Genomic DNA, 17,880 nt, shown 5'->3' on the forward strand with positions numbered 1-17,880 from the left:
TACTACAGCCGTAGATCGGGTTCATTGGTGTTGTGACCTGCGGTTTTGATGGCATTGCTGGGCTCGTCGTTGATGTCGTCGTCGCCAGAGTGACCAGTCGAGGAGGCGGGTGGCGGTGTGTAGCGGCGTCAGTACGAGCGCGACGAACAGTCGTCGAAACTCGTTGACGCTGAGTCGGATCAGGTTCGTGTTCGGCTGTTCTCGGGCGCGTTGGGTGGCGGTGATGACGGCGAGGAACGCGTGGGCGAGCATGACCAGGATGGTCCAGCGGTGCCAGGACGTCCAGGTCCGCACCTGGTGCTGGTCGAGGCCGGTGAGCCCTTTGCTGGTCTGGAATGATTCCTCGACGGTCCAGCGTCGGCCCGCGACGCGCACCAGCGTGGCCAGGGTGACCGGGTGCGGGCTGTAGCAGCGGTAGTAGGCCAACTCGGCGGTGGCGTCGTTGCGGCGGATCAGTAGCGAGCACTCGCCGGTGCTCGGTGCTTCGGTGGAGGTGATCCACGCCCACGAGTACAGCCGTTCGCCCTTGGCTCCGTGTCCGGCCGAGAGCCGCTGCCAGGCCCGCTCGGTCAGCGTGTCGGCCAGCTCCGCAGCCCGCAGCTCGCCGGCGTGGGTGGGGATGCGACGATCACACGAGATGGCCAGCACGTAGCCGATCTGCCGCTGCTGCAGCATCGTTCGCAGTGTCGGATCGGCGCCGTACACCTCGTCAGCGGCGACCCAGCCCGCCGGTGTCTGCGCATCGAGAGCGCGTTCGATGAGGGTGGCGGCCAGCGCTGGTTTGGTCGCGAACCCGATATCGGTGGGCACGCCGGCGGCGGTGCAACGGTCGCGGTCGGCGGTCCAGCTTTGTGGCAGGTAGAGGGCGCGGTCGATGAGCGCATGCCCTACCGAACTCGTGTAGGTCATGTAGACCGCGACCTGGCAGTTCTCGATCCGCCCGGCAGTGCCCGAGTATTGACGTTGCACACCAACAGTTTTGGTGCCCTTCTTCAGGTCGCCGGTTTCGTCGACGACGAGTACCGCGTCGGGTTCGCCGAACGCTTCGATCACCATCGCCCGTAAGTCGTCGCCGATGTCGTCGGCGTCCCATTTCGCGCGGGACAGCAAGTGCTGCAACTTGTCCGGGCTGCTGTGCCCGGCCAACTCAGCCATCGTCCAGCAGTTCTTCGTTTCCATCGACGAGAGCACCCCGAGTACGAATGCGCCGGCGTTGCGGGCAGCCTCGCAGCGGGCGAAATGCGGAGCAATCATGTCCATCACCGTGTCCAACCGCGTCCGCCACTGCTCATGGTCTACTCTCAAAGCCGCGGCTGCCGCGGGCGTATTTGTTGTCTTCACAAACCACGAATCATGCCCCGGCAACCGCTCTGACCAGTGCAAACACGCCGTCAAAACTCAGAATCCGCTATCTAGTCGGGTGGCCCGGAGGGATCGCACCTCCGGGCTCCCACAGAACGGAGCGTGGCAGTCTCCCGCCACTCCGCTCTTCTCATCCCTGGCCAGGCAGGACATCCCGCATCCAAGCCCAATGCCGAAACAGGGTAGGTTCGCGCTCGACGAGCCCACGCCACCACGCTGCTGCGGCCTTGAAACTGCGTAATCGTCTGTATTTCTGTCGAGCCCAACGCATCAGGTAGGTGTTGATGCGCCGTAGAAGGCGATAGAGTCGCGACCGGTAGAACCTGCCGTAGTAGGTCATCCAGCCCGCCACGATCGGATTGATCCATGCGGCGAGCTCGGCCAATGTTTGTCCGGTGTGGCGATGAATCCGCCATCGGCGGACCCGCTGCCGCATCTGCGTGAGCGCAGTATCGGCTGCTGCCGGGAGAAACCCGGTGAACATCGCACCGCTGCGACCCAGCACCGCCCGCGGCCCAAAGGTGAACCCCAAGAACGTAAACGAGGTGTGCACGTAGTCACGCCTGCGTTTGTCGTCCTTGCAGTACACAATTCGGGTCTTGTCCGGATGCAACCGCAACCCGAGCGAGGCCAGCCGATCATCGAGCGCCGCCCACACCTGCCGGGCTTGACGCTCACTCACACAATGCACCACCGCATCATCTGCGTAACGCTCGAACGCCACACCCGGGAACTCCCGGGCGAGGAACAGGTCAAACGCGTAGTGCATGAACAAATTCGCCAAATTTGGAGACGCTGCTGATCCTTGCGGAGTGCCGCGCTCCCTCGGCGCCAAGGTGCCATCGGGTAACTGCATCGGCGCACACAGCCACCGTTTCACATACAACAGCACCCACGGCAGGTCGGTGTTGGCCGCGACCGCTTTGACCATCAGATCATGCGGTACCGAATCAAAGAACGCGGCCACATCCAAATCCAGAACCCAATCCGAACGGAAACACCGTTGACGACACCGCCCCACCGCATCCAAAGCCGAACGCCCCGGCCGATACCCGTAGGAGTCATCATGAAAGATCGACTCCGTCCGCGGTTCCAGCGTCAACACCACCACTGTCTGCGCGATGCGGTCGCCCACGGTAGGCACCCCTAACACCCGGGTGCCGCCGTGCCCCTTCGGAATGGTCACCGCCTTGACCGGCGGCGGAAAATAGGTCCCCGACGACATCCGATTCCAGATCCGATACAAATTGTTCTTCAGATCCGATTCGAACGCCTCCAGCGACTGCCCGTCCACCCCGGCCGCACCCTTGTTGGCCTTGACCTTCTCATATGCCTTCCACACCAACTGCTTCGAAATCACAAACGATTTGTCCTGCTGACCTGACACGCTCACCCGGGTCCTCCCGACCACTGGCCGGTTGCCCACATGCCCGCGCCACAGATGAGCCGGCCCCTTCGCTCCACTCCCATTACAGGAGCATCATCGCTACTACGAACCGGTCCGCCGGCACGCGCCGCAACGGTACTCAACACCTCACGGTTTCCGCCGCCCGATGCACTCCCTCTCGCCGCACCCGACCACACCCACGCAGTCCGGTCCGACAGTATCGACGCCTGCCTTCCCAAGTTCCGTGCACAAGCCGCAGACCGGGCTCGCGTCGCCTTCATGCCGGACACCGCCTGGCCAATACACGGGCACCCGCCAGACTCATCCCGGACCACAGCCGATCGACCCGGTTTTGATGTCATCTCTACTTCTCGACACGTCAACAGCGATTCGCTCACGCTCGCCTTCCCGATCCCCACCTGACGCATCACGTGCGCCTTATCCTCGACGCTCACCACGACGGTCTTCAGCCAACGCAGCTCGAGGTGGTTTGACGCCTCCCCCCGCAGGGCGACGCCGAAGGGCCACAACAACCTTCATCTCATGCACAGCACCGCTTCCAATAAGGCCCTACACCACCTCACCTTCCACGTTCATGGCACACCGGCTGTAGTACTAACCGAGCACTCTGAGCGATCACGCGTCAATAGTTGTCGCATGATCGCTCACCGTGCGCGGTTAGGCGGGTCAAGGTCGAGGAAGCCTGCGATGCAACGGGTTCGACGTCACCGGAGTGGCCCGGCCACCCCGCGGAACCCGCGAGACCACCTGCGGATTGTCCGCGGTGGCGCGGGTGGCGTCCTGCAATCGCACGGCCGTGCTGTCACCCACCCCGAGCGCAGGCGCACCGATGATCCGCCGCGCGGCGCCGCCACATTCTGGGCAGGCCACCGACTCCGGGACCGACGCCATAGGGTGCACATCGGTGAAGTCGGCACAGTCACCCGAGCAGCGAAACACGTAGGTCGGCATGGCGGACAGGTTAGTCCTTCTCCCGCACCGGAGCTCTTCGGTTCTCCCTGACATGCCGCGACACCTCTCCTATGGTGGGAGGGAACCGACCACACAGGGAGTGCGCCATGCCAGAACTGTTGTACCCGTTGGATTCGTCGAAGAGTTTCACCGATCAGCAGATCGTCGGCCACAACCGGTGGCATCCCGACATCCCCGCCGCGGTCACCGTCAAACCCGGCGACACCTTCCGCGCCCACTGCCGCGAATGGTTCGACGGCGCCATCCACAACGACGACTCGGCCGAGGACATCCTCAACGCCCCGCTGAACAACGTGCACACGCTGTCCGGGCCGTTCGCGATCGAGGGTGCGGAACCCGGAGACCTACTCATCGTCGACATCCTCAACGTCGGGCCGATCCCGCAAGAGGACTCGGGCCCGCTGGCCGGGCAGGGCTGGGGATACACCGGCATCTTCGCCACCCGCAACGGCGGTGGCTTCCTCACCGAACAGTTCCCCGACGCCTACAAGGCGATCTGGGATTTCGCCGGGCAGAGCGCGACCTCCCGTCATGTGCCGCACGTGAAGTACACCGGCATCGTCCACCCCGGCTTGATGGGCACCGCGCCGTCGCCCGAACTGCTGGGCAAGTGGAACGCACGCGAGGCGGCGCTGATCGCGACCGACCCGGATCGGGTGCCGCCGCTGGCACTGCCACCCGAGCCCGACGGCGCGATCCTCGGCTCGCTGTCCGGCGCGGAGTTCGACCGGGTGGCCGACGAGGCGGCACGCACCGCGCCTCCCCGCGAGAACGGCGGTAACCAGGACATCAAGAACCTCACCAAGGGCACCCGCGTCTTCTACCCGGTGTTCGTGCCGGGCGCGAACCTCTCCTTCGGCGATCTGCATTTCTCCCAGGGCGACGGCGAGATCACGTTCTGCGGGGCGATCGAGATGGGCGGATTCATGGATCTGCACGTCGACCTCATCAAGGGCGGCATGGAGACCTACGGCGTCACCGAGAACGCCATCTTCCTGCCCGGCAACACCGACCCGCAGTACTCCGAGTGGATCGCGTTCTCCGGGACGTCGGTGACGCTCGACGGTGAACAGAAGTATCTCGACTCGGATCTCTCGTACCAGCGGGCGTGTCTGCACGCGATCGACTACCTCACCAAATTCGGATACAGCCCCGAGCAGGCGTACCTCTTGCTGGGGTCGGCACCGATCGAGGGCAGACTCTCCGGCGTGGTGGACATCCCGAACTCGTGCGCCACCGTCTACATCCCGACCGCCATCTTCGACTTCCCCGTCGCCCCGTCGAAGGACGGACCGGTCCGGATCGACCCAGGTCAGGGCGCGCCCACCGCGAGTTTCTGACCGCACCTGGGGACACGCGACACGCACCCAGAGTTTTCCCAGCTTCACCGCCTACCATCGGGCGCGTGACCCGCTCCCTCACCCCTTCGCAGACGGCCGTCGCCGTGCGCGCCACGGCGATCGCCGCCGCCTCGGTTGCGCTCGCCGCGCTGGTGTACTTCGTGGCGGTGCGGACGTCGTTCGGTCAGCTGGTGGATCAGAAACTGTTCGACCTGAGCCGACGCTCGCCCGTCATCGACGTGATGCCCGCGGGGTTGAGCGTGAGCTTCGTGTCGAATCCGGCGTTGTGGATTCTCGGTGGGCTCGTCGTCATCGTCGCAGCTCAGATCCGGATCGGCGCGACGTCGCGCTCGGCGCTGGGCCGGATCGCCCCGACTCTGACGCTGCTGGCGTTTCCCCCGGTGATCATTCTCGTCGCCCAGTACCTCCGGGATCACGTACTCATCCGGCCGTCGTTTCACGACTGGATCGCCGAGACCACGAACTCCGCACCGAGCGGTCATGCCGCCGCCGTCACCGCGTTCGCGGTCGTGCTGGTGCGCGCCGTACCGCCGCAGATCCGGCCGATCGTCCTCGCCGCCGCCGCGGTGTGGGCTGCGGTCATCGAGTTCGGCCTGGTCGCGGTCGGCTGGCATCGCCCGTCGGACGTCATCATCTCCACCGTGCTGGTCGCCGGCCTCGGGGCACTGCTGCCCGATCCGCATCGCGGGTCCGGTCGCGCCCACCCCGCACTCACCCTCGTCGGCATCGTCGCGGTGGTCGTCGGCACGCCGATGGTCGTGGCCATGTACTACCCGGCGCCGGAACCCATCGCCGTGGCGGCGGTGATCGCGGTCGTGATGGCGGTGATGCTCGTCGTCGGGCAGCCACCGACGCGTCGGGTGATCGCCGCACCCGCCGCCGACGACTACCGCTACGACGTTCCGCCCGCTCCGGCCGCCAGCTATCGCTGAATAATCATGGCTCGTCCCACGACGCCGGGACTACCTCCGACTACCTCGCCCGATCGGAGACGCCGGTGCTCGCCAACAGCCTCATCGAAGCGATGGCCCGTGACATCACCGCGGTCGACGGCGTCGTCGGAGTCACGCTCGGCGGGAGTCGCGCCCGCGCTTCCTCATCCGGATCTCGCGAGAATCCGTGCGCCGGCTCGACGTCGCCTATGTCGGGCTGTGTCTGACGCGAGCGCTGTTGCTCGCTCCGGTGACCCGCAGTGCTCAGCTCAGCTGTCCGCCGCGAACGTCCCCACGACAACTTCCGCGCCGTCGGGCAGCGGTTGGCGTAGCGCCCACCGCTCGGTGAACACACACCGCGACATCCGCCACTCGCCGTCCTCGACGACGTACTCGTCGTCGTATTCGCCGGACATGAACGTCTCGGTGCGGTCGAGCAGATTGACCTGACGGAAGCTGAGCGTCCAGCGTCCGGTCGCGGTGGTTTCCGAGGTCACCGTGATGTCGGGGTGCATGCCGTGGTGCATGTCGAAGATGACGTACTGTCCGTCGACCTGATGCCGCGCCATCTGTTCGAAAATGCGGGCCATGGGTTCGGCGTCGTCGAAGGCACCGAGTCGGCCGTAATCGATGCGGGCGCCCGACCGGATGAAGCACTCCCGAAAGGTCTTGGGGTCCTTGGCATCGCAGGCACGCCAGTACCGGTACTTGAGGCGGCAGATGGCGTCGATCGCGTCGCTGGTGGCCATGCCGGTGAACTCTATGACACGGCAACCTCGTCGACGACACTTTCCGCACGCCCTCGCGCCGTACACGGTCCCGAGCGCCTGCACACGCGGCCCGAGGCGACGGCGTCACGGCACTAGACTTCCTTACCGAAAGCACCATGTTCGGCATCTACGCAGCCTGGAGGTGATCGTCGGATGACCGGCGAAGACATGCCCGGCCGGCCGCCGGCCTTCCGACATGTCGCGGCGCTCGGTAGCTCCATCGCGTCTGGGCCGGGCATCGAACCCGTCGCCGACAAGGCCGCCTCACGATCGGCACGCAACTACCCCCATCTCGTGGCCGAGCGACTCGGCGCCGAGCTGACCGACCTGACGATTGCGGGTGCAACCACCGACACGATCCTGCATCGCCCGCAACGCATTCTGTGGCACAGGTTTCCACCACAGCTGTCCGGGCTGCCGGACGATGCGGACCTGGTGACCGTGACCGCCGGCGGCAACGATCTCGACTACATCGGCACCATGATGATGCTCGCCCTCCGCAGGCGGCTGTCCCGCAACCGGATCAGCCGACCGCTGGGAAGGTTGATCGCGCGCGACGGGGTTCCCGCACCCGACGATGCCGCCCTGGCGACGGCCACCGCCAATCTCGTATCGATCGTCACCGCTGCCCGACGACGGGCACCCGATGCGCGAGTGGTCCTCGTCGACTACTTCACCGTCCTCGACGCCGACACACCCGAGTCCCCCGAGGCGCCGTTCACCCCCGACGAGCGAAACGCCTTCCGCGCGCTCGCGCGCAACCTCGATGGTGTCTTCGCGGACGCGGCGGGCCGCTGCGACGCCGATCTGATCCGGGTCAGTGAGCTCAGCCGGGGCCATGGCATCGGGTCCGCGCAACCGTGGATGCGCGGATACGATCCGCACCACTTCCGATGGTCATTCCATCCGAATGAGGACGGGATGAGTGCGGTTGCCGATGCCATCGTCGGCCACCTCCTCAGTTGATGGTGTGCTCGAGCACCATCACCTCGTTGTCGGTGAAAACGGCAGTCTCACAAGTGAAGGTATTGTTCGGCCCGTAGGTGGGTCCACTCCGGGCGAAACCGGGGATGGAGATGCTGCCGGTGATCCGGTATGCCCGGTCGATCGATTCGATGCTGTGCCCGGCGTCGCGGATGGCACGGCGCTGCTCGTCGGTGAGCGTGGCATTTCTGGTCCTGATGCCGGTGAACTGGGCCTCGTCGGCCAGCTTCTCGCTGTCGGCGACACTGTTGCCGCCCTTCATTTCGAAGGTGGTGCGGACATCGTCGCGGAGCACAGCGACGCAGCGCGTGGTCGTATCGGCCTTGCCCTGTTGTTGCTCGATCACCTTCCCGTGTCCATTCCAGATGAGAAATCCTGCCAGGAGCACGACAAGCGCGCCGATGACCGCCGTCAAGGGCGTGATGGCGGAGCGCAGACGGGTGATCATCAGGCCACACTGTAGTCCACGCTTCCGGCCCGAAACACCCGTAACCTGTACCCATGAGCGAGGACCGTCGGGTCGAGCCGTTCACCCTGCACACGGAACAGTCGGTGATCGACGATCTCGGCGCGCGATTGCGAGCGACCCGCTGGCCCGATGCCCCTGCCGACTGCGGTTGGTCGCTCGGCACCGATCTCGGATACCTCACCGATCTCGTCCACTACTGGGCGGACGAATTCGATTGGTACGCCAGCGAATCAGAGTTCATGCGATTCCCAAACCTCCGAATACCGGTCGACGGCCTGGGTGTTCATGTCATCCACGCGACGGCGGCCACCGAGCCGGCCATGCCGCTGCTGCTCACCCACGGATGGCCGGACTCCTGCTGGCGCTATCTCAAAGTCATTCCGCTGCTGACCGATCCCGCAGCACATGGCGCCGATCCCGTCGACGCGTTCGACGTGATCGTGCCGGACATGCCGGGGTTCGGTTACTCCGACACACCGGCGGGCGCTCCGCTGAACACCCAGCAGGTCGCCGGGATGTGGGCGCAGCTCATGACAAGCCTGGGTTACGACCGGTTCGTCGCCGCCGGTGGCGACATGGGCAGTCACGTCAGCCGCTATCTCGCGCTCGACCACCCTGACCGTGTCATCGCCGTCCACCGCATGGACGCGGGCCTGCCCGCACCCGGCGCCGACTCCGCCGATATGACCCCGGAAGAGCTCGAGTGGCTGGCCGGCGCGCGCACGTGGGCGTCCACCGAGGGCGCGTATCTGTGGATGCAGAGCACCAAACCGCAGACGGCGGCGTTCGGGCTCACCGATTCGCCGGCCGGGCTGGCGGCCTGGATCGTCGAGAAGCTGCGGGCATGGAGCGATTGCGACGGCGATGTCGAGCGGGCGTTCACCCGGGATGAGATCCTCACACTCGTCACACAGTACTGGGTCACGGGGACGATCGGGTCGTCGATGCGGACCTATCATGCGAATGCGGGCATCCCCCTCGACCAGCGTCTCCGCCGGGTTGAAACACCGTCGGGTTTCTCGATTTTCGGCGGCGACGTGGTGCGGCCACCACGGGCGTGGCTGGAACGGTCGGCCAACACCGTCTATATATCCGAGCCCCCTCATGGCGGCCATTTCGCACCGGTCGAGGTGCCCGAGGTCTATGCCGAGGAGCTGCGCACCTTTTTCCGACGGTTCCGGTAACGACGATGTCGACGACCCTTACCATGGGCCGAAGTTCGACGCGCCCTGACGATCTCAGCGATCTTTCAGCTGTCGGACATTACGGTTGAGCACGTGACCACGATCGGCGGCCTGCCCGCGCATCCTCTGCTCGTCCACCTTGCAGTTGTGGCAATTCCACTGGCGGCCTTGCTCGCAATCGTGGCGGTGGTGTGGCCGGAGGCTCGGCGCTGGCTGGGGCCGATCACGCCCGCGGTCGCCCTGGTCGCGCTGGTGATCACGCCGTTGACGACGTCGACGGGCGAATCACTCGCCGAGCAGTTCGCGCAGCCGAGTCCGGATCTGGCCAAGCATATGGACCTGGGCTCGGAGATGATCGCCTGGGTGGGCCCACTATTCGTGTCAGTGGCCCTGTTCTGGGCGCTGAACAGCACGTGGTTGTCACCGCGTATTTCGGAACGGTTGTCGCCGTTGATGATCCGCATCCTGTGGTGGGTGCTGGCCGTGATCGTGTTGGTGAGCGCCATCGGGTCACTGGTGATGGTGATCCGGGTCGGAGACCTCGGTGCGCGGTCCGTCTGGGGTCAGTAGCCCGGGGCTGAGGTCGAAGCGAATACAAATGCGGTGCGAGAGCGACTCGGCGGCAATAGTTGTCGTGGACTACCGCATACACCGCAGGTATATTCGGACCGCCCGCCGCACCAGCTTGGTCAGTGAACCTGAACCCCGTCGATCGCTTCGATCCGGTCGCCGGCGACACGAATGGCATCGCACCGACGAATCTCCGCTCCCAGCTTCGCGGCTTCCCGACGAAATACTGTGTCGCCCAGAACGTCGTCGATGACCTGACGAAGCCGTTCGGGGCCAGTGCCCTTCCGGCATGTCCGCCCGGCTCCCGCATCCTGGATCGAGCGTCCTACCACTGGTTGGTCACCGAGGCGGAAACACGGCAGGATCACCAACGGCAGGTCATGCGCAAGCGCCAGCATCGCGGTCGAGTGTCCGCCGTGGCCGATCACCATCGACACGTGCGGCATGACCTCGGAATGCGGGAGGAACGGGTGGACGTCGATCCCGTCCGGTGCCCGGAGCGCCGTGGGGTCCACTTGTGGTCCGGTGGTGACGATCCCGCGCACGCCGACCCCCGCGACAGCATCGATGGCATGCTGCAGGACCGCATGCATTCCCGTGCAGCCGAAGGTGCTGAGGCTCACCAGGACTGTGGGTTCGGCGGGTATGGCGGGTGTGCCGCGCACGAGCGGGCCGATCTGTTGCGTATTCGGTGCGGCCTTGGGCAGTGGGTCGAGTGCGGGTAGCGTGCACACCAATGTTGTTGCCGCCGAGTCCAACAGGCGGGTCGGTGCGAATCGCTTGAGCCGCAATCCGATGCCGATCGGACCCTTCAGCAACGTCCCGCGCAGGAACCGGTCGTACAGATGCTCGAGCACCACATAGCGAACACCGTTGTCGGACAGGGCTTCCATGACCCCGAACAGCAGGCAGTCGACCACGACGACGTCGGCCGGCCATGATCGCACCTCGTCGAGAACATCGGCACCCATGCGCCGATCCCCGAACACGCCGAGCAGAGCATGTATGGAGTTTCCTCTGCTCGCCTCGAAAGGGCGCGCCGACCGGTAGCGCGTCGCCGAGTACCCGGCCGCACTGAGCGAATCAGCCTGCGCCGCATGGCCCATGATCCGCACGTCATGCCCGCGCCGGGTCAGTTCGTCGGCCAAGACCCGGGCGGGTGTGACGTTGCCACCGCCATCCCAGGTGGCGAAAAGGATACGGGCCATCATGATCTCCTTGGGGTCGGTCAGGTTTCTGCAGAGGTCAGGACCGCCCGCACCAGCCGGTTCATGCGCTGCTCGGTGGCGGCACGCGACAGTTGCCGGTCCCGACGCAGCAGCTTCCAGGTGTAGACGTCGGTCGCCGTGAGCAGGAGGTCGAACAGTTCGTCAGGGTCGTCGGCGGCAGCCAGCATCGGCGCGAACACATTTCGGACCCACGTCTCGTGCAGGAGTCTGGTGTGCGTGAGCACGGCGGCCGCGTCGGGATCCGACTCCTGTGCCAGCAACAACAACGACCCATCACCGCGAGCCTCGTAGTGATCGACGATCACCCGCACCGCCTCGCCGATATCGCCAACGGGCGCACTCCGTTCATCGGTGACCATCTCGGTGGCGAATGACACGGTCGCCTCGATGAGGCCCGCCCGCGAACCGAATTGGCGCAGAACCGTTTGTACCGACACCCCGGCACGCTCGGCGACCGCATCGAGGCTGATCGTCGCGATGAGCTGGGTCTGCGCCAGTTCAACCGTTGCCGCCATGATGCGGCGACGCGTCTGCGCGACCGCTTCGGCCCGAGCGCCCATGGTGTAGGTGCGTTTCGTTTTCATGTCAGTACCAGTTCACACCAAACTCATATTTGGTGTCAATAGGCACTCACATGAAATTGGCGCCGGTCGCGCGCCAGCCGCCCCGCCGCAGGCGACCAGCGTGGGCTGGGAAGAGTCGGATCAAGGCTCCGGGTTTGCGCCCGTCAACTGGGGCGACCAGCGTGCGCAAGCCCTCACCCCAGCAGCCCGTCGATGATCGTTCGCGCCGTCGGCAGGGCCGTCTCGTCACCGATACGCGCACCCGTATTGGCCGCGGCCACAACGGCATCGAGTTCGAACGCCAACGCATGCGGATCGCGGCCGGCCAAGTCGCCCCCCTCCTGCGCGCGAGCGATCTCCTTCTCCAACAACGCCAGCCATTCTCGGCGATCCGCCTCGATTGCATCCCGGACCGGGCCTGTGCGGGAATCGAATTCGACGATCGTCGCCACCCGGAAACAACCACCGGGAAACACGGGCTCACCAATGTAGTCGATCCACCGGTCCACCAGGGCGCGCAGCCGAGGCATCCCCTGCGGCTCCGCGAATGCCGGTCGCACGACGACGTCGATGAAGACCTCGCGCGCAGCCTGGACCGCGGCGAGCTGCAGATTCTCCTTCGTGCCGAACAGCGTGGAGACACCACTCTTGCTCAGGCCCAGGTCACCCGCGAGCTTCCCCAGACTGAGACCGTTCAACCCCTCGACCGAGGCCACGTCAGCGGCATGCCGTGCGATTGCCGCGCGGGCCCGCGCCCCCTTGAGCAACCGCTTGTCCGATGTCTCGTCGAGTTCCGCCACTCCCCCATGGTGTCACCCAGCTCTTGAAAAGGCGAACGATCGGTCGTACAGTTTCACAAACAAACCGAACGACCGTCCGTACACTTTTATCAGGACCTGAGGAGAGTCACGTGACCACCGAACGACAGATCCCGCTATCCTCCGCATCGCCCGCATCATCCCCGCCCTCCCGTCTCCCCCTGCTCATCGCCTGCGGCGCAGCATTTCTCGCATTTCTCGACCTGTCGGTCGTGAACATCGCATTCCCGACCATCGCCCGCGCGTTCCCCACCACGCCGACCACGACACTGACCTGGGTGGTCAGCGGATACGCGGTGGCGTTCGCGGCACTGCTCACGCCGGCGGGACGTTTCGCCGACACGCTCGGCCGACGACGAGTCCTGATGCTCGCCCTGGCCGGCTTCGCGATCACCTCACTGGTGTGCGCGTTGGCTCCAGATGTCGCATGGTTGATCGCCGGCCGCGTTCTGCAGGGAGCATTCGCCGCGCTGATGATCCCCGCGGGCCTGGGACTCGTCCTCGGCAACACCGTGCCGGAACGCACCGGCGCGGCGGTCGCCGCGTGGACGGCGGCGGGCGGGTTCGCCGCCACCGTCGGCCCCGCCCTCGGCGGCGCGCTCATCGACGCCTTCGGGTGGCGAGCGGTGTTCTTCGTCAACGCGCCCGTCGCCGCTCTGCTCATCGCGACGGCCATGACCATCCGCGACGACGCGCGACCGGTTTCCCGCGGACTGCCGGACCCGGTCGGGACGACGGCCGCCGTGGTCGGCATCGGCGCATTGGTTGCGACGGTAACCGAAGGGCAACAGTGGAATTGGGATTGGCGCGCGATCCTCTGTGCCGCGGTGGGCGCCACGGCGCTCGGGGTGGCTCTGTACCGGTCACAGCACCATCCTCGCCCCGCCGTCTCGGTCGGGTTGTGGCGCAACAGCGACTACGCGCGCAGCAACGCCACGGGGTTCCTGTTCGGCACCGCTATGTACGCCTGGCTGTTGGCGGGCCCGATGTGGCTGGATGCGGTGTGGCACTACTCGGTGCTGGAGTCGGCCGGCGCGATGACCGTCGGCGCAATCGCATCGATGGCCGCGGCAGTCGTCGCCGGCCGGGCATCGGAGGATCGTCAGCGTGCCGCCGGTGTCATCGGCGCGTTGCTGTTCGCGGCCGCCACCCTGTACATGAGCACCGATGTCTGGGGAGTCACACCATCCTTCTGGGTCGCATGGATCCCGGCCGGCCTTCTCGGCGGCCCGGTATCGGGGCACTCATCACCGTGTTCGGCACTGCGGCAGCGAAGAACTCACCCCCACAACAGTTCGCGGCCGGCATCGGGATGAACCTGACCGCCCGGCAGTCCGGCGGAGCGGTCGGCATCGGCGTCCTGGCCGCCATCTTCGCCGCCAGCCCCGGTGGCACACTGCTCGCCTTCCACCACCTGTTCGTCGTCTGCTTCGTCATCGCCCTGATGTCGGCGGCGCTGTCGGTGATCCCTTCTCAGACCAAGGAGACACAGTCATGACGCACAACACCTTTCCCGATATCGACCGTCGGTCCGAGGTCGACGATCCACTGGTACTGGCGCCTGAGGACGCTCGTCTGCGACTGGCCGGCGCCCCGTGGCAGCGGTTCGCTGTCATCGGCGACTCCATCGCCGAAGGTATCGGCGATCGGTCACCGGGCTACGCCGACCTCCCCTGGGCCGACCGGGTGGCCACCATGCTGCGATCGGTTCGGCCGAACCTCGCCTACCTCAACACCGGGCGGACCGGCGCCACAACCAGTCAGGTGCACACCGAACAACTGAGCACCCTCGCCGATTTCGAGCCCGATCTGGTGCACATCAGTTGCGGTGGCAACGACGTCTTCCTCGGCGCCGACATGGACACCGTGGAGCACGACCTCGACGCGTTGTGCACCGCGGTCGTCGCCACCGGCGCCACGGTGTCGATGTTCACCCTCGCCGATGCCTTCACGGGCAAGTTCGCGTCGTTCCGCCCCCGGTTCGACGAGTTCGCCGGCATCGTCCGGCGCGTCGCCCACCACCATGATGCGGTACTCACCGAGTTCTGGGATCACCCCGCACGCCTGCGCCGCAACTGGTTGAGCGACGACCGAATTCACCTGTCCAGGGCCGGCCATGCGGTGGTGGCGTCGGAGGTTGCTCGGTCACTGGCCGCTCGCGGCGCCGGCAGAGGTCACTGACCGTGGTCGCACCGCCGAGGCGACTCAACACTTACCCTGCGTCACCTCATACGGCAGCGACCCGTTCATCACGACCTGCGATCCGTTCCACACGAACATGACATCGACCCGCCCCGTCGGATTCGCATTGGCATCACCGGGGTTCGGCCACCGATAGGTGACATTCACACTCGTCGGCGACGATCCCGTCACCGTCTGGAAGGCGGCATTGCAGGCGATCGCGGGGCCGACGTACTTACCGAGGTGGAACATCAGGAGTTGCATCGGCGACGACGCCGTCGCTCCCGTGATGCTCAACTCGGCGTAACTGAGGTCGTAGCACGTGTTGTAGTTGGTCTCTCCGTCGAAAACCCAGCCGGCATCGGGCCCCGACCCCGAGAACGGTGGGGGGATCTGCGCGATGGCGGCCGCGATGGCCGCACTGCCGTCGGTGGAACATGTCGGGGCCGCGCCGGTGGTTGTCGCAGGGGCTGTGGTGACCGTCGGGGCGGGCATGGCCGTCGGGGCAGGTGTCGCCGTCGGGGCAGGCGTGGCCGCGGGCGCACTGCCACCCGGCGCCGACACGGTGACCGTGCTGGTCACCGGCACCGGCTCGGCGACCGGATCGCCGTCGGTCTGGCAGGCGGTGAGACCGACGGCCACCGTCAAGCCCACCGCGGCGCCGATCAGCGGGCGGACGCGGCGCATACGGCCCCCTTTCCGCGCCGCCACGCGAGTGCGCACAGTTCACCTGCCCGTCGGGCGGGCGTCGGGCTCCTGGACCGGACCGTCCCCGCGGAGTACGACGACGCGCAGAGCCTCCCGCAACTGCCTGGTCGTCGCGCGCCACACCTGCTCCTCGTGCCGGCACGCGTCGGCTTCATCTGCGTCGCCGGCGGCTTCGGCCTCGTAGGCGGATTTCATCCACTCGAGGTACTGCTCCTGAGTGGTGCGGATGTATTGCAGAATGGCCGACTGGTCGTAGCGGCAGATCTTCGCGACGTCGTGGGCACCCAGCGTGGTGCCGTCCTCGTCGAGGACGATGAGCGTCTGCAGCGGATCGGGTAGCCGATCATCCTCTGCCGCAGTCGGATTCGCTTCCACACGGGTGACCGCCGAGATGACCTCGGCGGCCGAGGTGTGCATGAAGTCGAACCACCGGCCGAGCGCGGCAATCAGGTTCTCCGGATGAAAGGCCGGCACGTCGATGCTGTGGAACACCATCAGTGCCGATTGATGCAGGATCAGCGTGATGCCCGGCCATCGCACGGACTCGCGGGCCACGAATTCCGCGGCCACCGCCTCGTCTGACACCTCGTCGACCAGAGTGCCGAAGAACTCGATCGTCGCTGCACCGTCGAGGACCCGCAACCACGTCGGGATGTGCTTGGTCGGCAACGAGATGTCGCCGTCGTCGTCGACGTCGACCCGGCGCCCGGCGATGCCCTCGAGGACCTCGGTGACCAGGCCGAGCAGGTGTTCGCGTGACTGCGGGATGGTGCCGACGGCGACCGTCGCCTCCCGTCGTGGGGGACGGGACTCCTCGAGAAACGCCGGATGCACGACCTCCCAGATGTCGCGGAGCATGCCCACGGCGACGTGGGCGAGTTCGTCGACACGCCGCCGGCCGACCTCGTGAATCAGCCGGCCGTCGGACAGTTGTCGCCACCCGGCGCTGACCATCGCGGCGACCTGCTCGTCGAAGTACTCGGCGGTGGGGTGCAGGTCGGACTCGAGCACCGTGCACCGAATCCGACGGGCCTTCGTCACGGTGAAGGTGAGGACGCCGTGCGGTCCCTCGGGGATGTCACGGCCCTGCTCGACGACCAAGCGTTCGCCGACCTGCACGACGGCGAGACGGTCGGCGAGCGAGGTGCGGAACGCCCGCCATGCGTCATCGATGGACGTCGCGACGTCGTAGTCGACCATGTGATTCCCCGATCGTGTAAGTGCATGCGTGACTGTCCGAACCATCACGCCCACTCGCAGCGTAGAGGTGGGGTCCGACAGTCACCGGGGCATGTCCGAAGGTCCGCTTCCGGGTTCCACCCGGGGATTGTCGCAGGTCCACCCTGTCTTTCGTGCCGATCGGGGTCGGCGTTACGAGATGTTCCTCTCATCCCTGCCGCGTAACGAATTCGGTGGGACCCTGGAACTAGTTCCCATTGCTTACGAAATGCTTTGGCCGACCCTCTGCTCGCCCACCCGAGCAGCGCACGGAAGGAATCCGATGCCCGTTCGTGTCGTCGACGCCCACATGCGCTTCTGGGAGTTGGCCAACGGCTGGTACCCCGCCATCGTCGACTACGTGGACAGCGTCCATACGCCGGAACTCCTCAACGACTTCGGCTGGGACGACTACCTTCTGGCCGCCGGAGATTTTCCGGTCGAGAGGTTTGTGCACGTCTCGAGCACCGGCGGCCGGGCCTACCTGGACGAACTGCGGTGGATCACCGGGATCGCCGAGCAGAACCGCCTCGACGTGCGCTACATCGGAAGCGTGGACCCGCGCATGTCGGCGGCCGAGATCGTCGCCGACCTCGACGCCCAGTGCGCGATGAACCCCCATGTCGCCGGTATGCGCGTGGTCTACGATTTCACGCCCGACTCGGCGGCCGCCAGAACCGTTCTGACCTGGCTGAACGAGCATCACCTCACCTTCGACCTGATGACACAGCCCGAGGAGATGGACGGTTGGCTCCGCGCCCTTGAGCCGTTCCCCGACCTCACCGTCGCTCTCCAACACAACGGATTCCCCACCGCCACCGACGACGACGGATACGCGGTGTGGCTCGCGGCGATCCAGGCGTGCGCCCGGCACACCGACGCGTACTGCACGATCTCCGGTCTCGGCATGACGACCAACACCTTCGAAACGACCGTGTTGCGCCGGTGGATCGAACCGACGATCGACGCCTTCGGATGGGATCGCGTGATGTTCGGCAGCAACTTTCCCGTCCACCGCATCGGCGGCACCTATCGCCAGCTGCAACAGGCTCTCGACGCGATCATCGGCGAGGCGCGGGCCGACGACCTGGACCGGTTCTATGCCGCCAACGCGATCGAGGTCTACGGCTTCGAGAACTGACCCGGTTCGC

19 protein-coding genes are annotated in these 17,880 nt (G+C 66.1%); 9 read left to right on the forward strand and 10 right to left on the reverse strand.

The genetic code is table 11. The features are described 5' to 3' along the window. Positions 1-21: 21 nt before the first annotated feature. The 3 genes from ACWDTI_RS13235 to ACWDTI_RS13245 all read right to left on the reverse strand — a co-directional run bounded on the left by ACWDTI_RS13235 (position 22) and on the right by ACWDTI_RS13245 (position 3,721). The gene (locus ACWDTI_RS13235; protein ID WP_449738548.1) at positions 22-1,260 is read right to left on the reverse strand and encodes an IS701 family transposase; all 1,239 of its coding nucleotides are present in this window, start codon (positions 1,258-1,260) and stop codon (positions 22-24) included. Positions 1,261-1,492: 232 nt separating this feature from the next. Next, a complete protein-coding gene (gene ltrA / locus ACWDTI_RS13240) occupies positions 1,493-2,749 on the reverse strand; it encodes a group II intron reverse transcriptase/maturase (RefSeq protein WP_449738549.1) in 1,257 nt (418 codons plus the stop codon). Between the two features lie 687 nt (positions 2,750-3,436). Beyond that, positions 3,437-3,721, reverse strand: a complete 285-nt coding sequence (locus tag ACWDTI_RS13245; protein WP_449738550.1) for an FmdB family zinc ribbon protein — start codon at positions 3,719-3,721, stop codon at positions 3,437-3,439. Positions 3,722-3,828: 107 nt separating this feature from the next. On the opposite strand from ACWDTI_RS13245, the gene fmdA reads away from it, so the two are divergent. Both fmdA and ACWDTI_RS13255 read left to right on the forward strand, forming a co-directional pair. Then, on the forward strand, positions 3,829-5,082 hold the full coding sequence (gene fmdA / locus ACWDTI_RS13250; RefSeq protein WP_449738551.1) for a formamidase: 1,254 nt from the start codon (positions 3,829-3,831) through the stop codon (positions 5,080-5,082). A gap of 65 nt (positions 5,083-5,147) precedes the next feature. Then, a complete protein-coding gene (locus tag ACWDTI_RS13255) occupies positions 5,148-6,035 on the forward strand; it encodes a phosphatase PAP2 family protein (RefSeq protein WP_449738552.1) in 888 nt (295 codons plus the stop codon). Positions 6,036-6,304: 269 nt separating this feature from the next. Here the strand turns inward: ACWDTI_RS13255 and ACWDTI_RS13260 are convergent, their stop codons facing one another. Continuing rightward, a complete protein-coding gene (locus tag ACWDTI_RS13260; protein ID WP_449738553.1) occupies positions 6,305-6,784 on the reverse strand; it encodes a nuclear transport factor 2 family protein in 480 nt (159 codons plus the stop codon). Between the two features lie 174 nt (positions 6,785-6,958). Between ACWDTI_RS13260 and ACWDTI_RS13265 the strand changes: the two genes are divergently transcribed. Continuing rightward, positions 6,959-7,771 carry an SGNH/GDSL hydrolase family protein gene (locus tag ACWDTI_RS13265; RefSeq protein ID WP_449738554.1) on the forward strand — a complete coding sequence of 271 codons (813 nt, stop codon included), beginning with the start codon at positions 6,959-6,961 and terminating at the stop codon, positions 7,769-7,771. Here the strand turns inward: ACWDTI_RS13265 and ACWDTI_RS13270 are convergent. Further along, positions 7,764-8,237: a hypothetical protein gene (locus tag ACWDTI_RS13270; protein ID WP_449738555.1), complete on the reverse strand. Its 474-nt coding sequence runs from the start codon at positions 8,235-8,237 to the stop codon at positions 7,764-7,766. The genes ACWDTI_RS13265 and ACWDTI_RS13270 overlap by 8 nt on opposite strands. Positions 8,238-8,290: 53 nt before the next feature. On the opposite strand from ACWDTI_RS13270, the gene ACWDTI_RS13275 reads away from it, so the two are divergent. Both ACWDTI_RS13275 and ACWDTI_RS13280 read left to right on the forward strand, forming a co-directional pair. After that, positions 8,291-9,442, forward strand: coding sequence for an epoxide hydrolase family protein (locus tag ACWDTI_RS13275; protein WP_449738556.1), 1,152 nt, complete (start codon positions 8,291-8,293; stop codon positions 9,440-9,442). Positions 9,443-9,535: 93 nt separating this feature from the next. Then, entirely contained in the window at positions 9,536-10,012 is a 477-nt protein-coding gene (locus ACWDTI_RS13280) for a hypothetical protein (RefSeq protein WP_449738557.1), read from the forward strand. A gap of 119 nt (positions 10,013-10,131) precedes the next feature. Here ACWDTI_RS13280 and ACWDTI_RS13285 read toward each other — a convergent pair whose 3' ends face one another. From ACWDTI_RS13285 to ACWDTI_RS13295, 3 genes are all read right to left on the reverse strand, one after another. After that, entirely contained in the window at positions 10,132-11,223 is a 1,092-nt protein-coding gene (locus ACWDTI_RS13285; protein ID WP_449738558.1) for a glycosyltransferase, read from the reverse strand. A gap of 17 nt (positions 11,224-11,240) precedes the next feature. Next, positions 11,241-11,825: a TetR/AcrR family transcriptional regulator gene (locus ACWDTI_RS13290; RefSeq protein ID WP_449738559.1), complete on the reverse strand. Its 585-nt coding sequence runs from the start codon at positions 11,823-11,825 to the stop codon at positions 11,241-11,243. Positions 11,826-11,998: 173 nt separating this feature from the next. After that, positions 11,999-12,604, reverse strand: a complete 606-nt coding sequence (locus tag ACWDTI_RS13295; protein WP_449738560.1) for a TetR/AcrR family transcriptional regulator — start codon at positions 12,602-12,604, stop codon at positions 11,999-12,001. A 110-nt stretch (positions 12,605-12,714) separates the two neighbouring features. Here ACWDTI_RS13295 and ACWDTI_RS13300 point away from each other — a divergent pair, with 110 nt between their 5' ends. Genes ACWDTI_RS13300 through ACWDTI_RS13310 form a run of 3 tightly spaced genes read left to right on the forward strand, consistent with a single transcriptional unit; the run spans position 12,715 to position 14,803 of the window. Continuing rightward, on the forward strand, positions 12,715-13,938 hold the full coding sequence (locus tag ACWDTI_RS13300) for an MFS transporter (protein WP_449738561.1): 1,224 nt from the start codon (positions 12,715-12,717) through the stop codon (positions 13,936-13,938). Beyond that, on the forward strand, positions 13,935-14,120 hold the full coding sequence (locus tag ACWDTI_RS13305) for a hypothetical protein (protein WP_449738562.1): 186 nt from the start codon (positions 13,935-13,937) through the stop codon (positions 14,118-14,120). The genes ACWDTI_RS13300 and ACWDTI_RS13305 overlap by 4 nt, the downstream gene beginning before the upstream one ends. Next, positions 14,117-14,803, forward strand: a complete 687-nt coding sequence (locus ACWDTI_RS13310; protein ID WP_449738563.1) for an SGNH/GDSL hydrolase family protein — start codon at positions 14,117-14,119, stop codon at positions 14,801-14,803. Before ACWDTI_RS13305 ends, ACWDTI_RS13310 begins: the two co-directional genes overlap by 4 nt. 24 nt (positions 14,804-14,827) lie before the next feature. Here the strand turns inward: ACWDTI_RS13310 and ACWDTI_RS13315 are convergent, their stop codons facing one another. After that, positions 14,828-15,490: an LppP/LprE family lipoprotein gene (locus ACWDTI_RS13315; RefSeq protein ID WP_449738564.1), complete on the reverse strand. Its 663-nt coding sequence runs from the start codon at positions 15,488-15,490 to the stop codon at positions 14,828-14,830. A gap of 39 nt (positions 15,491-15,529) precedes the next feature. After that, on the reverse strand, positions 15,530-16,711 hold the full coding sequence (locus tag ACWDTI_RS13320) for a TY-Chap domain-containing protein (protein ID WP_449738565.1): 1,182 nt from the start codon (positions 16,709-16,711) through the stop codon (positions 15,530-15,532). 301 nt (positions 16,712-17,012) lie between these two features. Between ACWDTI_RS13320 and ACWDTI_RS13325 the strand changes: the two genes are divergently transcribed. After that, positions 17,013-17,870 carry an amidohydrolase family protein gene (locus ACWDTI_RS13325; protein WP_449738566.1) on the forward strand — a complete coding sequence of 286 codons (858 nt, stop codon included), beginning with the start codon at positions 17,013-17,015 and terminating at the stop codon, positions 17,868-17,870. Positions 17,871-17,880: the final 10 nt, after the last annotated feature.

It is taken from the genome of Gordonia sp. NPDC003424, from assembly GCF_053588655.1.

Bases quoted from the DNA above. Each gene is read 5' to 3' on its own strand.
- ACWDTI_RS13235 (WP_449738548.1), bottom strand. From the start codon at position 1,260: ATGGACATGATTGCTCCGCATTTCGCCCGCTGCGAGGCTGCCCGCAAC.
- ACWDTI_RS13245 (WP_449738550.1), bottom strand. From the start codon at position 3,721: ATGCCGACCTACGTGTTTCGCTGCTCGGGTGACTGTGCCGACTTCACC.
- fmdA (WP_449738551.1), top strand. From the start codon at position 3,829: ATGCCAGAACTGTTGTACCCGTTGGATTCGTCGAAGAGTTTCACCGAT.
- ACWDTI_RS13260 (WP_449738553.1), bottom strand. From the start codon at position 6,784: ATGGCCACCAGCGACGCGATCGACGCCATCTGCCGCCTCAAGTACCGG.
- ACWDTI_RS13265 (WP_449738554.1), top strand. From the start codon at position 6,959: ATGACCGGCGAAGACATGCCCGGCCGGCCGCCGGCCTTCCGACATGTC.
- ACWDTI_RS13270 (WP_449738555.1), bottom strand. From the start codon at position 8,237: ATGATCACCCGTCTGCGCTCCGCCATCACGCCCTTGACGGCGGTCATC.
- ACWDTI_RS13275 (WP_449738556.1), top strand. From the start codon at position 8,291: ATGAGCGAGGACCGTCGGGTCGAGCCGTTCACCCTGCACACGGAACAG.
- ACWDTI_RS13285 (WP_449738558.1), bottom strand. From the start codon at position 11,223: ATGATGGCCCGTATCCTTTTCGCCACCTGGGATGGCGGTGGCAACGTC.
- ACWDTI_RS13290 (WP_449738559.1), bottom strand. From the start codon at position 11,825: ATGAAAACGAAACGCACCTACACCATGGGCGCTCGGGCCGAAGCGGTC.
- ACWDTI_RS13305 (WP_449738562.1), top strand. From the start codon at position 13,935: ATGAACCTGACCGCCCGGCAGTCCGGCGGAGCGGTCGGCATCGGCGTC.
- ACWDTI_RS13310 (WP_449738563.1), top strand. From the start codon at position 14,117: ATGACGCACAACACCTTTCCCGATATCGACCGTCGGTCCGAGGTCGAC.
- ACWDTI_RS13315 (WP_449738564.1), bottom strand. From the start codon at position 15,490: ATGCGCCGCGTCCGCCCGCTGATCGGCGCCGCGGTGGGCTTGACGGTG.
- ACWDTI_RS13320 (WP_449738565.1), bottom strand. From the start codon at position 16,711: ATGGTCGACTACGACGTCGCGACGTCCATCGATGACGCATGGCGGGCG.
- ACWDTI_RS13325 (WP_449738566.1), top strand. From the start codon at position 17,013: ATGCCCGTTCGTGTCGTCGACGCCCACATGCGCTTCTGGGAGTTGGCC.